Annotated in this window: 15 protein-coding genes; 11 read left to right on the forward strand and 4 right to left on the reverse strand. The window is 64.1% G+C overall.

The annotated features are described in order from the left end of the window. Positions 1-15: 15 nt before the first annotated feature. Positions 16-1,644, reverse strand: coding sequence for an alpha-D-glucose phosphate-specific phosphoglucomutase (locus tag AC72UB_RS05370; RefSeq protein WP_505188867.1), 1,629 nt, complete (start codon positions 1,642-1,644; stop codon positions 16-18). A 244-nt stretch (positions 1,645-1,888) separates the two neighbouring features. Here AC72UB_RS05370 and AC72UB_RS05375 point away from each other — a divergent pair, with 244 nt between their 5' ends. After that, positions 1,889-2,323: an RrF2 family transcriptional regulator gene (locus AC72UB_RS05375; protein ID WP_505188868.1), complete on the forward strand. Its 435-nt coding sequence runs from the start codon at positions 1,889-1,891 to the stop codon at positions 2,321-2,323. A 6-nt stretch (positions 2,324-2,329) separates the two neighbouring features. Here the strand turns inward: AC72UB_RS05375 and AC72UB_RS05380 are convergent, their stop codons facing one another. Continuing rightward, a complete protein-coding gene (locus AC72UB_RS05380) occupies positions 2,330-4,729 on the reverse strand; it encodes a heavy metal translocating P-type ATPase (RefSeq protein ID WP_505188869.1) in 2,400 nt (799 codons plus the stop codon). Between the two features lie 133 nt (positions 4,730-4,862). Here AC72UB_RS05380 and AC72UB_RS05385 point away from each other — a divergent pair, with 133 nt between their 5' ends. From AC72UB_RS05385 to AC72UB_RS05395, 3 genes are all read left to right on the forward strand, one after another. Further along, positions 4,863-5,057: a cation transporter gene (locus tag AC72UB_RS05385; protein WP_505188870.1), complete on the forward strand. Its 195-nt coding sequence runs from the start codon at positions 4,863-4,865 to the stop codon at positions 5,055-5,057. Between the two features lie 233 nt (positions 5,058-5,290). Beyond that, positions 5,291-5,422, forward strand: a complete 132-nt coding sequence (locus tag AC72UB_RS05390; protein ID WP_463289343.1) for a hypothetical protein — start codon at positions 5,291-5,293, stop codon at positions 5,420-5,422. A gap of 42 nt (positions 5,423-5,464) precedes the next feature. Further along, on the forward strand, positions 5,465-5,806 hold the full coding sequence (locus AC72UB_RS05395; protein WP_505188871.1) for a TfoX/Sxy family DNA transformation protein: 342 nt from the start codon (positions 5,465-5,467) through the stop codon (positions 5,804-5,806). A 10-nt stretch (positions 5,807-5,816) separates the two neighbouring features. Here AC72UB_RS05395 and AC72UB_RS05400 read toward each other — a convergent pair whose 3' ends face one another. Beyond that, positions 5,817-6,389 carry a retropepsin-like aspartic protease family protein gene (locus AC72UB_RS05400; protein WP_505189131.1) on the reverse strand — a complete coding sequence of 191 codons (573 nt, stop codon included), beginning with the start codon at positions 6,387-6,389 and terminating at the stop codon, positions 5,817-5,819. A gap of 197 nt (positions 6,390-6,586) precedes the next feature. On the opposite strand from AC72UB_RS05400, the gene AC72UB_RS05405 reads away from it, so the two are divergent. From AC72UB_RS05405 to eno, 3 genes are all read left to right on the forward strand, one after another. Then, positions 6,587-7,006, forward strand: coding sequence for a Fur family transcriptional regulator (locus tag AC72UB_RS05405; protein ID WP_505188872.1), 420 nt, complete (start codon positions 6,587-6,589; stop codon positions 7,004-7,006). Next, positions 7,003-7,887, forward strand: coding sequence for a DMT family transporter (locus AC72UB_RS05410; RefSeq protein ID WP_505188873.1), 885 nt, complete (start codon positions 7,003-7,005; stop codon positions 7,885-7,887). The genes AC72UB_RS05405 and AC72UB_RS05410 overlap by 4 nt, the downstream gene beginning before the upstream one ends. A gap of 88 nt (positions 7,888-7,975) precedes the next feature. Then, positions 7,976-9,250, forward strand: a complete 1,275-nt coding sequence (gene eno / locus AC72UB_RS05415) for a phosphopyruvate hydratase (RefSeq protein ID WP_505188874.1) — start codon at positions 7,976-7,978, stop codon at positions 9,248-9,250. A gap of 49 nt (positions 9,251-9,299) precedes the next feature. Here eno and AC72UB_RS05420 read toward each other — a convergent pair whose 3' ends face one another. Beyond that, positions 9,300-10,379 (reverse strand): NAD(P)/FAD-dependent oxidoreductase, encoded by a 1,080-nt coding sequence (locus tag AC72UB_RS05420; protein ID WP_505188875.1) that lies wholly within the window; start codon positions 10,377-10,379, stop codon positions 9,300-9,302. Between the two features lie 55 nt (positions 10,380-10,434). On the opposite strand from AC72UB_RS05420, the gene AC72UB_RS05425 reads away from it, so the two are divergent. From AC72UB_RS05425 to rarD, 4 genes are all read left to right on the forward strand, one after another. Continuing rightward, positions 10,435-10,965, forward strand: coding sequence for a pseudouridine synthase (locus AC72UB_RS05425; protein ID WP_505188876.1), 531 nt, complete (start codon positions 10,435-10,437; stop codon positions 10,963-10,965). Next, positions 10,962-11,393 (forward strand): cupin domain-containing protein, encoded by a 432-nt coding sequence (locus AC72UB_RS05430; RefSeq protein WP_505188877.1) that lies wholly within the window; start codon positions 10,962-10,964, stop codon positions 11,391-11,393. Before AC72UB_RS05425 ends, AC72UB_RS05430 begins: the two co-directional genes overlap by 4 nt. A 7-nt stretch (positions 11,394-11,400) precedes the next feature. Next, complete coding sequence (locus tag AC72UB_RS05435; protein WP_505188878.1) at positions 11,401-12,300, forward strand: fatty acid desaturase; 900 nt, start codon at positions 11,401-11,403, stop codon at positions 12,298-12,300. 97 nt (positions 12,301-12,397) lie between these two features. Continuing rightward, positions 12,398-13,300 carry an EamA family transporter RarD gene (gene rarD / locus AC72UB_RS05440; protein WP_505188879.1) on the forward strand — a complete coding sequence of 301 codons (903 nt, stop codon included), beginning with the start codon at positions 12,398-12,400 and terminating at the stop codon, positions 13,298-13,300. The last annotated feature ends 281 nt before the right edge of the window (positions 13,301-13,581 follow it).

Consider the following 13,581-nt stretch of genomic DNA (forward strand, 5'->3'; position numbering starts at 1 on the left):
CTTGGCCCGGCCCGCTCAGGTCACCACGTCCGGCGCCGTGCGGCCGGTCTGCCCGGCAATCACCGCAATCGCCTCGGCGGCTGCAATCACGGGGGCCAATGCCTCTTGCGGATGCAAATCCAGCCCCTCCGGCCCCGGCGCATAGCGCTCCAGATACAGCCGCAGCGTCGCCCCTTCCGTGCCGGTGCCAGAAAGCCGCATCACAAACCGCGCGCCCCCCTCGAACATCACCCGCACGCCCTGCCCTTTGGCGACCGCGCCATCCACCGGATCTTCACAGGAAAAATCATCCGCCGCTGTCACCGTCAGCCCCGCCATCTTCCGCCCCGGCAGGCTGGGCAGGCTGGAGCGCAACGCCGCCATCATCGCATCTGCCCGCGAGGTCTCAATCGCCTCATAATCGTGGCGGCTGTAATAGTTGCGGCCAAAGCGCGCCCAGTGATCGGCCATGATCTCGGCCACCGACAGGCCCCGCACCGCCAGAATGTTCAACCACAACAGAACCGCCCAAAGCCCGTCCTTCTCGCGCACATGGTCGCTGCCGGTGCCAAAGCTTTCCTCGCCGCACAGCGTCACCTTGCCCGCATCCAAAAGGTTGCCAAAGAACTTCCAGCCCGTCGGCGTCTCATGGCACGCAATCCCCAAAGCCGCCGCCACCCGGTCCAGCGCCGCCGAGGTGGGCATGGACCGCGCCACGCCCGCCAAGCCCTTGGCATAGGCCGGGGCCAGATGTGCGTTCGCAGCCAAGACGGCGAGACTGTCCGAGGGCGAGACATAGATCCCCCGCCCCACCACCATGTTGCGATCGCCATCTCCATCGCTCGCTGCGCCGAAATCAGGGGCGTTTTCTCCCATCATCTCCGCCATCAACCCATGGGCCCATGTCGGATTGGGGTCGGGATGCAGCCCGCCAAAATCGGGCAAGGGGGTGGCGTTGACCACGGTGCCCTTGGCAGCACCCAGACGGTTTTCAAGAATTTCAACGGCATAGGGCCCGGTGACCGCATTCATCGCATCCATCCGCATGCGAAACCCACGTTGAAAGAGGGCGCGAATGGCGGGGAAGTCGAAAAGCCCTTCCATCAAGGCGGCGTAATCCGCTACAGGGTCGACCACATCGACGGCCATGTCGCCGATGTGCTGGGGTCCGATCCGGGTAAGATCGATGTCCTGCCCCTCCCAGATGCGATACTCAGCCATGGTCGTGGTGCGCGAATAGATCGCCTCGGTCACACTTTCGGGCGCGGGGCCGCCATTGGGCATATTGAATTTAACCCCGAAATCCTCCTCCGGCCCGCCCGGGTTGTGGCTGGCGGACAGGATGATCCCGCCATCCGCTTTGTTCAGCCTTATCAGATGGCTGGCCGCCGGAGTTGACAAAATCGCTCCATGCCCAACGATCACCCCCGCCACCCCATTGGCCGCAGCCATCGCCAAGATCACCTGCGCGGCGCGGTCGTTGAAATAGCGCCCGTCGCCGCCCAGAACAAAGGTTTTACCAAGCGCCCCCACCACATCGAAGGTCGCTTGGACAAAGTTCTCCAGATACTGCGGTGCCATGAAGACCTTGGTCTTTTTGCGCAACCCGCTGGTGCCGGGCTTTTGGCCCGAAATCGGCCGGGTCGGAATTCTCCGCAGGGTCATGAAATGCCTCAAGAAAAAGATCACTGAAAAGACGGCTGCGAGGCCCTTTCACGGGATGCCTGCCTTCGGCCAATGTTTCGCGCCGGGGCGGGGACTGTCAAGCGATCTGGCCGGATAGCCGCGCTATCTCCTTGCGCCGCGGCCGAGGCCGCGAGCTGAAACGTCCCGCGAATGATCTGTATCAAATACAGGTTCGACACGCTGGGCTAATGTCGCCCTGACAATCCAATGCGGGGGTAACGCCATGCGACTGACAACACGCACCAATCTGGCGATGCGCACCTTGATGTTTTGCGCCGTGAACCCCGGCCAGATCGTGCGCAAGCACGAGGTGGCCACGGCCTGCGGCGCCTCGGAAAACCATCTGGCGCAGGTGATCCACCTTTTGGCGCGCAAGGGCTATATCAAAACCCAGCGCGGTAGATCGGGCGGGCTGATGCTGGCGCGCGCGCCGGAAGAGATCGGCGTGGGCGAGGTGTTTCGCGCCTTTGAGGCGGTTTTGCCCTTTACAGAATGCACCGAGGAACGGCAGGCGAGCTGCCCGCTTGCGGGCTGTTGCCGGTTGAAATGCGTGCTGGAAGAGGCTTTGGGCGCCTTTTATGGGCGGCTTGACCAATCAACGCTGGCGGATCTGGTCACCGACAATACAGCCCTGAAAACGCTGCTGAAAGTGGCCTGACGCGCGCTATCCCCGCCAGCCGCGCAGCCGCAGCGCATTGCCCAAGACAAAGACCGACGACAAGGCCATCGCCCCGGCACCCAGCATGGGCGAGAGTTGCGGACCGCCAAACGGCACCAGAACCCCCGCGGCCACCGGAACCAGAACAGCGTTATAGCCAAAGGCCCAAAAGAGGTTCTGCCGAATGTTGCGCATCACCGCGCGTGACAGGCCAATGGCCTGCACCACGCCTTGGGGATCGCCGCGCATCAACACCACATCACCCGCCTCAATCGCCACATCGGTGCCGGTGCCCATGGCAATGCCCACATCGGCCAAGGCCAGCGCTGGGGCATCGTTTAACCCATCGCCCACAAAGGCCGTGCCCGCCCCAAGACTGCGGATCACTTCGGCTTTTTGTGCAGGCATAATCTCGCTATGCACAGTCTTAATTCCGATAAGCGCAGCTATGGCCTGCGCCGTCGCGCCTGCGTCCCCGGTGATCATCACCGAAGTTATGCCCATCTTTTCAAGCTGATCCACGGTGCCGGCCGCGTTTGGCTTGACCGGGTCGGACACCACAATCGCCGCTTCGGCCCGGCCTTCGCGGCCGACCAAAAGCACGCCTTGGCCCTGCGCCTGAGCAGCGCTGCACATCTGTGCAAGATCAAGGTCCAGCGGTTGGAACAGCCGCGCCGAGCCGACCTGCACCCGCGCACCCGCCACCTCTGCCTCGGCCCCCAAGCCGGGATGGGCCTGAAAGCCGGTCGCCTGTGGGACGGCCAACCCAAGGCGCGCCACCTCAGCCAGCACCGCCGCCGCCAGCGGATGTTCCGAGCCTTGCTCTACCGCCGCGGCCAACGCCAAAAGCTGGTGGGCGTCCAAGCCAGGCAAAGCCTGCACCCGTTGCACCAAGGGTTTGCCCATGGTCAGCGTGCCGGTCTTGTCAAAGGCCACGCGCTGAACCGTCTCTAACCGCTGCAAAGCCTCGCCCTTGCGAAAGAGAATGCCCATCTCTGCCGCCCGTCCGGTGCCCACAAGGATCGACACCGGCGTCGCAAGACCCATGGCGCAGGGACAGGCGATGATCAGCACCGACACCCCCGCCACCATCGCCTCGGCCAGCCCCGGACCCAGCACAAGCCAGACGGCAAAGGCCAGACCCGCCAGCCCCATCACCACCGGCACGAACCACAGCGTGATGCGGTCCACAAGCGCCTGCACCGGCAGCTTGCCGCCCTGCGCCTCGGCCACCATGGCGATGATGCGTGCCAGAACCGTGGCCGCCCCCACGGCGCGCACCTCCATCACCAGACCCCCGGTGCCGTTCACTGTGCCACCCGTCAGAGTGTCGCCAACGAGCTTGGCCACCGGAATCGGCTCACCTGTGAGCATGGATTCATCGACGGTGGAGGCACCCTCCAGCACCACACCATCCACCGCAATCCGCTCACCCGGGCGCAGTTGCACGCGGTCACCGACCAAAAGGGCGGCAATCGGCACCTCCTCGGGCTGGGGCGACAGGCGCAAGGCGGTGCGCGGCTGCAAGGCCACAAGCCGCGCAATCGCAGCCCCCGCGCGCCCGCGTGCCCGCGCCTCAAGACTGCGACCAAAGAGGATCAGCGTCACGATCACCGCCGCCGCCTCAAAATACACCGCACGGCTGTCCGCCGGGATCAGCCCCGGCGCAAAGGTGACCAAAACCGAATAGGCCCAAGCCGCCCCCGCCCCCAACGAAACAAGGCTGTTCATATCGGGCGAGGCGCGCAGAAGCGCTGGCACACCTTTGCGGAAGAACCGCGCTCCGGGCCAGACCAGCACCAGCGTCACCAGCAGGAATTGCATCAGCCACAGGCTCTGCGTCCCCACCAGCCCATGCAGCCAATGGTGAAAGCCCGGCACCAGATGCCCGCCCATTTCCACCACAAAGACCGGCAAAGTCAGTGCCCCGGCAATGGCCGTCTCGCGCCACAAGGCGGCCTCTTCCGCCTTGGGATCCTTGGCCCCGCTTTCCGCCATCGGCGCGGCCTGAAACCCTGCGCGCGAGACGGCGGCGGCCAGCGTGCTCGCGTCCACCTGCCCCCAGAGCGTCACCGTCGCCGCCCGCGTGGCCAGATTGGCCGTCGCCCCCGCAACTCCGGGCTGAGCGCGCAACACGCGCTCCACCCGGCCCGTGCAGGCCGCACAGGTCATGCCTTCGACCGCAAGCACCACCTGCCGCTGCCGCGCAGGATATCCCGCCTGCGCGAGCGCAGCCGCCAGCGTTTCCGCCGTGGCAGGGGCGTCATAGGCGACCTCTGCGGTTTCAGTGCCAAGGTTCACGCTGGCATGCGTCACCCCGGCCTCGGCGGTCAGCGCCCGCTCGGCCCGCGCGACGCAAGAGGCGCAGCTCATGCCCTCCAGCTCAAATCGGATGGTGGTGCTCATAGGATCATAAGGGCGCGCCGATGCGGCAAAGGTCAAGGGCGGGCAGGATCAAAACCCCGCGACTGGGAAGCCAGACCCCTTGCATGGACCCACCATCACGCGCCATATCATCAGAGCAACCAAGGAGATCGCCATGACCCTGCTTTCCGTTCCAGACATGAGCTGCGGGCATTGCAAAGCCTCGGTCGAGGCGGCCCTGACCCCGCTTGCCGGCATGGCCCCGATCACCGTTGATCTGGCTCAGCGCCAAGTCAGCGTGGCCGGTCCCGCCGCCGAGGCCGTCAAGGCGCTGGCCGCGATTGGCTTTCCCGCGACAGCGGTTGCCTAGCGCCTGCACCCGATCTTCCCGCGCCGCCAACCGCGTCCTTGCAGCCACAGTCACGAAAAGCTGACGGGTCACGGCACCCCTGCAACCATTCTTTGCGTTGCAGATGGCGAAAATTAGCATTAAATGGTCGAATTCTGAACGAAGTTCGGGCGCGGTCTTGCCCGCATCCCTGTTCAGGATGGTCATCGGCAGAACGCCGAGACCTTCAACAATGTCGTGAGCGGAGCAGTCCCATGTCGAATACACCGAGCCCCCAGCAAGGCGGCAGCACCAGCCCAAGCCAGCAACAAGGCCAATCGGGCGGCGCCCCGGCCCAGCAGCAGGGCGGCCAGCAGCCGATCTTCCGCGATTGGGCTTCGATCTAAGGGGAACGGGCCAGCCACGCGCTGGCCTTTTTTCTGCACGCCATGCCGGATCCTGTCTCCTCTATCCTTAATCTTGGGCCCGCGACCGAGGCCGCCTTTGCCCGCGCCGAGATTCATTCGGCCGATGAGATCCGCGACATGGGGGCCGATGCCGCCTATCTGCGGCTGATCGAGGCGGGCACCCAGCCGCATTTCATTGGCTATTATGTCTTGGTGATGGGCCTGCAGGGCCGACCTTGGAACGATTGCCAAGGGGAAGAAAAACGCGCGCTTCGGGTCAGGTTTGATGCCCTGAAGGCCCGCGCCCGGGCCGATCTTGGGGCCGATCACGCGCTGGATGCCGCCCTTGCGGCCATCGGGGTTATTCGATCCCCCAAAGCGTGACGGCGCTCTCTTAACGGCGCAAGATCATCTGATCGCCTGTGATTTCAATCGCATAGCGGCCAAGGTACTCCATCCCCAGCAATGAGCCGTCCATATCGCCTTCATTCACAAAGGCACCGATGCTTTCATCGTAAAACGGGCCAAGGGTGACCTCGGCCAGCCGCACCCGCGCGGTGCGCACAATGCCATTGGCGGTTTGGCTTTGCCCGGCATAGACCAGATCGGCCAGATTGATCCCCAAGCGCTCTGCATCGGCCTTACTGAGGACCACGCCGCTCGCCCCGGTATCGGCCATGAACTCCATCGGCTGGCCGTCGATCATCAGGGTGATGTAGTAATGCCCGTCTGCGGCACGGGGAATTTCCACCGCGTCTGCATGGGCCACTTGCGACGGCATCACGTCATGGCGGATGTCCTGCCACAGCCCATAGCCCGCCATCAGCCCGACCACGATCAGGCCCCAAGCCAGAAAGGCGCGCAAGCCCTGCCCCATGCGGCCGCGATATTCCGACAGACCCCATCCGGCCACCGCCGCCAGAAGAAGCCCCAGATAGATCAGCCGCCCATAGTCATCGCCGTCCAAGGCCAACCCCTTCAACTCATTCCGGTGCCGTGCTGGCAACATCCGAAAGCTAGGCACTCCTTGCCCCCCGTGCAAGCGAAGCACGGCCGATGCGCCCAAAATCGCGGGCCTCGTCGGAATTCCCCTTGGCTTCAAATCCGTCTGGCCCTGTGGTCCAACATCGCGTAAAGCCCATCCCCAGCAAAAGGACTGCACCGATGCGCGACATCATCGCCCGCTGCGAGGCCAAGGGCCTGCGCATGACAGACCAGCGCCGGGTCCTGGCGCGTGTCATTGGTGCAGCCGAAGATCACCCCGATGTCGAAGAGCTGCACGCCCGCGCCGCCGCCATTGATGCGCGCATCTCGTTGGCCACGGTTTACCGCACGGTCAAACTGCTGGAAGAGGCCGGGATTCTGGACAAGCTGGAATTCGGCGACGGGCGCGCGCGCTATGAAGACGCCGAACGCGACCATCATGACCACCTGATCGACGTCGTGTCGGGCGAGGTGATCGAATTCGTCGATCCTGACATCGAGGCGCTGCAGGAAAAGATCGCGGCCCGGCTGGGATATCGGCTGATCGGGCATCGTCTGGAATTGCTGGCGGTTCCCCTCAAGAAAAGCAGCACCCCGTGAGACAAACCGACAACGCGACCGCCACCCTTTTGATGGTGGGGGCGATGGCGGCCTTTGCGGTCGAGGATCTGTTTTTGAAACGCGCCGCCATGGCGCTGCCACCCGGTCAGGTTATCGCCATGATGGGCGTGGGCGGGGCCATAGTGTTTTGGGCGCTGGCCGCGATAAAGCGCCAGCCGATCCTGACCCGCCGTGCGCTTCAAGGCGCGCCCTTGATCCGCGCTCTGTCCGAGGCAGCGGCGACGATGCTTTACATCACCGCCCTCGCGCTGATCCCTTTGTCCATCAACTCGGCCCTTTTGCAAGCCTCCCCGCTGGTGGTGACCATGGGAGCCGCGCTGTTCTTGGGGGAAAAGGTCGGCTGGCGGCGTTGGACGGCGATTGGCGTCGGCTTTCTGGGCGTGCTCATCGTCTTGCAGCCGTGGAATGACGGCTTTCAGGCGGCTGGTATTCTGACGGTGCTTTGCGTGATCGTTCTGGCCTCTCGCGATCTGGCCACGCGCGCCATGCCAGAGGATATTGGCACCTTCCAGCTTGTCACTTGGGCCTATATCGCGCTGATCCCGGCGGGGCTGATCCTGATGGCGCTGGGTGGCGACGGTCCCGGCGCGATTGACCCGACACGCAGCTTTGATCTGATGATGGCGCTGATATCGGGCCTTTTCGGCTATTACGCGGTCACCGCCGCGACCCGCATGGGCGAAGCGGCCGTCATTGCCCCCTTCCGCTATACGCGCCTCGTCTTTGCGCTGATCCTTGCGATGCTGGTCTTGGGCGAACGGCCCGGCCCGGCCATGCTGATCGGTGCGGCGCTGATTATTGGATCAGGGCTTTACACCTTTACCCGCGAGCGGATGCGTGCGCGGGCCGCGCAAAGCTAAACCCGCCTTCGCCGCGCCGCAGAGACTTTCCATGTCGGTTCTGACCGTGTAAGAGGCGCAAAAGCTTTGCAGCCCCCAGGAGCGCCCCATGAGCACGATCATCGACATCCACGCCCGCGAGATCCTCGACAGCCGGGGCAACCCGACGGTTGAGGTCGACGTCTATCTTGAAAGCGGTGCCATGGGCCGCGCCGCGGTGCCATCGGGCGCCTCCACCGGCGCGCATGAGGCCAATGAAAAGCGCGACGGCGACAAGTCGCGTTTTATGGGCAAGGGCGTGCTCGAAGCAGTCGCGGCGGTGAACGGCGAGATTGCCGAGGAACTCGTCGGCTATGACGCCACCGAACAGGTCGGCATTGACCGCACCATGATTGAAATGGACGGCACGCCGAACAAATCGCGCCTTGGGGCCAATGCCATTCTCGGCGTGTCCTTGGCCGTGGCCAAGGCGGCCGCCGAATTCACCGGCCAGCCTTTGTTCCGCTATGTCGGCGGCACCTCGGCCCGCGTTTTGCCGGTGCCGATGATGAACATCATCAACGGCGGCGAACACGCTGACAACCCGATCGACATTCAGGAATTCATGATCATGCCGGTCGGCGCGGACAACATCCGCGACGCCATCCGCATGGGCGCCGAAGTGTTCCACACGCTGAAGAAAGAGCTGCAGAAGGCAGGTCACAACACCGGGATTGGTGACGAAGGCGGCTTTGCACCGAACTTGAAGTCTGCCCGTGAAGCGCTTGATTTCATTTTGCAATCCATTGAGAAGGCAGGCTACAAGGCCGGGCAGGATATGTTCCTTGCCCTCGACTGCGCCGCGACCGAATACTTCAAGGGCGGCAAGTATGAGATGAAGGGCGAAGGCAAATCGCTGACCATCGCGCAGAACGTCGATTTCCTGGCCGGTCTGGCCAAGGATTACCCGATCATCAGCATTGAAGACGGCTGTTCGGAAGATGACTGGGAGGGCTGGAAGCTCTTGACCGACACGCTGGGCGACAAGGTGCAATTGGTGGGCGACGATCTCTTCGTCACCAATCCGCGCCGTCTGGCCGAGGGGATTTCCAAGGGCGTTGCGAACTCCATGCTGGTCAAGGTCAACCAGATCGGCACCCTGACCGAAACGCTGCAGGCCGTCGATATGGCCCACCGCGCGCGCTATACCAATGTGATGAGCCACCGCTCGGGCGAAACCGAGGATGCCACGATCGCCGATCTCGCGGTCGCCACCAACTGCGGACAGATCAAGACCGGCTCGCTGTCGCGCTCGGACCGGTTGGCCAAGTATAACCAACTGATCCGGATCGAGGAAATTTTGGGCGAGACGGCAGAATATGCCGGGCGTTCGATCCTGAAGTAAGAGATCATCATCGAAAACAAAGGCGCGGCGGGCAACTGCCGCGCCTTTGTCATGTGCTGTGCAAGAGGCGAACGGGTTGGAATGGGCGCAGAACCGGCAAGACCCCTCGCCCCGCCATCTCGCCCGCCAATCCTTCCGCCGCAATCGCGGCCAACGTCACGCCGGAATGCATGACCGACAGCCAAAGCCCCGCCACCCCCGGCACTGCCCCCACGACTGGCAGCCCGTCGCCCGGCACCGGGCGTTCGGCCTGCACCACGCGCTCAGCCCGCAATCCCGACAGGCCCAAAAGCCCTCCGATCCGCGCCATGGCCGCCTCCGCCTGCCCCAAGGGATCTGCGAGATTCCCACCTTCATCTGATTGGTGAAAGGCCGCCGCCGGGGCCAACAGCCGCCCCGCATCGTCTTGGCGGATTTCTTGTTCTGGCGCGGCCAGAATATGGGCCAGACGCAAGGCCACAGGGGCGGTGCGCAGCATCAGCCCCGGGCGGTGCAGCATGGGCAAGTTCAGCCCCAAGGGGGCCAGCAGCGCAGGCGCGCCAAGGCCCGCCGCGATCACCACCTGATTGGCCATGATCGGGCCAAGGAGCGTGTCCACCCCTGAGGCCCGACCGTTTGCCACCAGAATCCGCGCCGAAACCCCCGCCAGCACCCGAGCACCTGACGCGGCCAACAATGCGCGCGTCAGCGCGGCGGGGTCCACCCAGCCCTCGCTTGGGAAAAACAGCGCCTCCTCCGGTGGAGTTTTCAGCGCGGGTTCGCGCGCCAAAACGCCCGCCCGCGTCAACCGCTCCACCGGATAACCCGCCGCCTGGAGCCGGTCCGCCGTGGCGGCAAAGGCCTCCCCCGCCTCTTCCCACCACAGGCACCCGCTGGCCCGGTGATGGCCGGGCACGGCCCGCGCCAACCGCTCATGCGCCGCCATTCCAGCCACGCGCAGGGCAAAATGGGCTTCTGACAACGCAAAACTGGCGTTGATCCAGCCAAAACTGCGACCAGAGGCGGCTTGGGCGGGCAACCCCGCCTCCACCACCGTCACAGCGCGGCCCGAGCGCGCCAGTTGAAAGGCCAGCGTCGCCCCGATCAACCCGGCCCCGATGATGACGATCTTTTCCATTGGCTTTTGCATCACAAAAGGCTGGCATGCCGTGGCGCAAGCTTCAAGGCCCGTGCTATCAGGGGTCATGCTGATCCTTCTGAACAAACCCTATGACATGCTGTGCCAGTTCACTGATGGTGAGGGTCGCGCGACCTTGGCCGATGTGGTGCCGGTCAAGGGGGTCTATCCCGCCGGGCGGCTCGACCGTGACAGCGAGGGGCTTGTGATCCTGACCGACGATGGCCGCTTGCAGGCGCGCATTGCAGACCCCCGGCACAAGATGGAAAAGACCTACTACGCCCAAGTCGAAGGCGTGGTGAGCGAGAACGCGATCGAAGCCCTGTCCAAGGGCGTCACGCTGAAAGACGGCCCCACTCTGCCCGCCCGCGCCCACGCCGTGGCGCCGCCTGACTGGCTCTGGCCCCGCACCCCGCCGATCCGCGAGCGCAAGACCGTGCCCGATGGCTGGATCGAACTCACCCTCCGCGAAGGCCGCAACCGCCAGGTGCGGCGCATGTGCGCCGCCGTGGGCCTGCCCTGCCTGCGGCTGATCCGCTGGCGGGTGGGCGATTGGACCTTGCAGGGGCTTACCCCCGGAGACTGGAGAGAGGCATGACCGAAGCCGACCAGATCATTGCAAAGCTGGGCCTGCACCCCCACCCCGAAGGCGGCTGGTATCGCCAAACCTGGGTCGGCCCCGATTTGCACATCGGTACAGGCACCCGCGCCAGTGGCACGGCGATCCTTTTCTTGCTCAAGGCGGGCGAGCGCAGCCATTGGCACCGCGTGGATGCTGATGAAATCTGGATTTGGAACGCAGGTGCGCCCTTGCTGCTGTCACTGGGCGAGACGGTGGCGCGCGACATCCGCATGGGGCCCGATGTTCTGGGCGACGATCAGGCGCAGGCCGTGGTCCCCGTCGGGCATTGGCAAGCCGCGCGCAGCCTTGGCGCGTGGAGCCTTGTGACATGCACCGTCAGCCCGGGGTTCCGGTTTGAAGGCTTTGAGCTCGCCGATCCCGGCTTTGACCTGCCACGGGGATAGGCCGCGCATGGACCACAAACAGTTTGTCGCCGCCCTGCCGCCCGAGGACAAAGCCCGCCTCACCGCGCTGTCGAACCGTGCGGGGCTGTGGCATCTGGCCGGGCATCTGGGGCTGATTGCCGCCCTCGGCGCGGCCATTGCGCTGGGGCTGCCGAGCTGGTGGGCGCTGTTGCCGTTGCAAGGCGTTGCGCTGATCTTCCTCTTTACGCTGGAACATGAATGCACCCACCGTACCCCCTTTGCCACGCCCGCTCTAAACGACTGGGTCGGCCGGGCCTGCGGGGTTGTGCTGCTTTTGCCCTTCGAGTGGTTTCGCTACTTCCACCTTGCCCATCACCGCTGGACCAATATCCCCGGCCGCGACCCCGAGCTGGAGGGTGCCAAGCCCGAAACCCGCGCCCAGTGGCTGTGGCACGTCTCGGGCCTGCCCTATTGGCTGGGCATGGCGCGGATCACCTTGGCGCTGGCCTTTGGGCGCGGTGTGGCGGCGTATCTGCCAAGCCCCGCCCTGCCGCGCATCCGGGCCGAGGCGCGCTGGATGCTGGTGGGCTATGCAACCCTTGCCATCACGTTCGTTTGGACGCCGATCCTGCTCTGGGTTTGGCTCGTGCCCGTGCTTCTGGGACAGCCCTTCCTCAGGCTTTACCTTTTGGCCGAACATGGCGATTGCCCGCAGGTGGCCAATATGTTCGAGAACACCCGCACCACATTCACCACGCGGGCCGTGCGCTTTCTGGCGTGGAACATGCCCTTTCACGTCGAACACCACGTCTACCCCAACGTGCCATTTCACCGCCTGCCCGCCTTGCATGACCTGATGCAGGACCAGTTGCAGGTGACGTCGCAAGGCTATGCCGCCTTCACCCGCGATTATCTGGCCCGCCGCCATACCTCGGCACGGCGCTGAAACCAGCGGACGGCAGGCAAAAACCATAAGTCCTGCTTATTGCACCTCTCACAAGATAGCATTGGCGGCCCCGCGCGCCCTAGGTTAGTCAGGCCGCATGACCATCGCACCCCGCCCCAATATCGACACCCCGCGCGGCTTTGCCTTTGCGCTGACCGCTTATCTCTTGTGGGGGTTCCTGCCGCTGTACATGAAGGCGCTGTCGCATATCCCGACGCTGGAAGTGCTGGCGCATCGGGTGATTTGGTCGGTGCCGATTGCCTTGGTGATCCTCGCCTTCCTCGGGCGCACAGCCGAGCTGAAGACCGCCCTACGCACCCCGCGCATGTTGGCGATGGGGGCGGTCACAGCGGGGCTGATCTCGATCAACTGGGGGATCTATGTCTGGTCGATCCAGACCGGCCATGCGCTTGAGGCGGCCTTGGGCTATTACATCAATCCGCTGTTTTCGGTGTTCCTGGGCGCGGTGCTGATCAAGGAACGCCTAAACCTTGCGCAAAAGCTGGCCATCGCGCTGGCCGCCTTGGCGGTGGCCTACCTGACATGGCAGGTCGGCCGCGTGCCACTGGTGGCGCTGAGCCTGACTGTGACATGGGGGTTCTACGCTTATTTCAAAAAGATGCTGCCGATTGGGCCCAATCAGGGTTTCGCGCTGGAAGTGATCCTACTTTTGCCCTTTGCCTTGGGCTATGCGATCTGGCTTTCGGCACGCGGTGAGGCGGTGTTTTTGGCCTCGGACCCCGCGGACAGCCTTCTCTTGTTGGGCTGCGGCGTCGTCACGGCGGTGCCTTTGATGATCTACGCCAACGGGGCGAAGCTTTTGAAGCTTTCGACCATCGGCATCCTGCAATACATCGCGCCGACGATGATCTTCCTGACAGCGGTGTTCTGGTTTGGCGAGCCCTTTGATTCAGCGCGGCTGGTGGCCTTTGTGCTGATCTGGACGGCGCTGGTGATCTACACGAGCGCCCTCTTCCGACAATCGCGCAACAAGGGCTAGGGTGCAATGGGCCTGAGTTCTTGCAAAGGAATCACACTCTTGCACAAACTGCAGGCCGTCCGCCGCCACAGCCCGGTTTTGCTTGACCGCGCCCCGCGCCAGATTCAAACATACGCCATTATTTGATCCATTTTTCGAAGAATACGCCGAAATCCGGACCAAAGACATGAAAAGCGCCACTCAAAGAGCGCGATTGTTGAGGTGACATATGGCGACGGTCGGGTATTACGACATGTCCTTGGGCCAAGGCGGCTCGTATCAGGTCAATGAATTGACCGGCA

Origin of the sequence: Allotabrizicola aquatica (SeqCode) (assembly GCF_965194375.1) — a bacterium.
Lineage (GTDB): Bacteria > Pseudomonadota > Alphaproteobacteria > Rhodobacterales > Rhodobacteraceae > Tabrizicola_A > Tabrizicola_A aquatica.

What these genes read in the sequence shown, in the direction of transcription:
- AC72UB_RS05370 (WP_505188867.1), bottom strand. Translation starts at nt 1,644, where the DNA reads ATGACCCTGCGGAGAATTCCGACCCGGCCGATTTCGGGCCAAAAGCCC.
- AC72UB_RS05375 (WP_505188868.1), top strand. Translation starts at nt 1,889, where the DNA reads ATGCGACTGACAACACGCACCAATCTGGCGATGCGCACCTTGATGTTT.
- AC72UB_RS05380 (WP_505188869.1), bottom strand. Translation starts at nt 4,729, where the DNA reads ATGAGCACCACCATCCGATTTGAGCTGGAGGGCATGAGCTGCGCCTCT.
- AC72UB_RS05385 (WP_505188870.1), top strand. Translation starts at nt 4,863, where the DNA reads ATGACCCTGCTTTCCGTTCCAGACATGAGCTGCGGGCATTGCAAAGCC.
- AC72UB_RS05390 (WP_463289343.1), top strand. Translation starts at nt 5,291, where the DNA reads ATGTCGAATACACCGAGCCCCCAGCAAGGCGGCAGCACCAGCCCAAGC.
- AC72UB_RS05395 (WP_505188871.1), top strand. Translation starts at nt 5,465, where the DNA reads ATGCCGGATCCTGTCTCCTCTATCCTTAATCTTGGGCCCGCGACCGAG.
- AC72UB_RS05405 (WP_505188872.1), top strand. Translation starts at nt 6,587, where the DNA reads ATGCGCGACATCATCGCCCGCTGCGAGGCCAAGGGCCTGCGCATGACA.
- eno (WP_505188874.1), top strand. Translation starts at nt 7,976, where the DNA reads ATGAGCACGATCATCGACATCCACGCCCGCGAGATCCTCGACAGCCGG.
- AC72UB_RS05420 (WP_505188875.1), bottom strand. Translation starts at nt 10,379, where the DNA reads ATGCAAAAGCCAATGGAAAAGATCGTCATCATCGGGGCCGGGTTGATC.
- AC72UB_RS05425 (WP_505188876.1), top strand. Translation starts at nt 10,435, where the DNA reads ATGCTGATCCTTCTGAACAAACCCTATGACATGCTGTGCCAGTTCACT.
- AC72UB_RS05430 (WP_505188877.1), top strand. Translation starts at nt 10,962, where the DNA reads ATGACCGAAGCCGACCAGATCATTGCAAAGCTGGGCCTGCACCCCCAC.
- AC72UB_RS05435 (WP_505188878.1), top strand. Translation starts at nt 11,401, where the DNA reads ATGGACCACAAACAGTTTGTCGCCGCCCTGCCGCCCGAGGACAAAGCC.
- rarD (WP_505188879.1), top strand. Translation starts at nt 12,398, where the DNA reads ATGACCATCGCACCCCGCCCCAATATCGACACCCCGCGCGGCTTTGCC.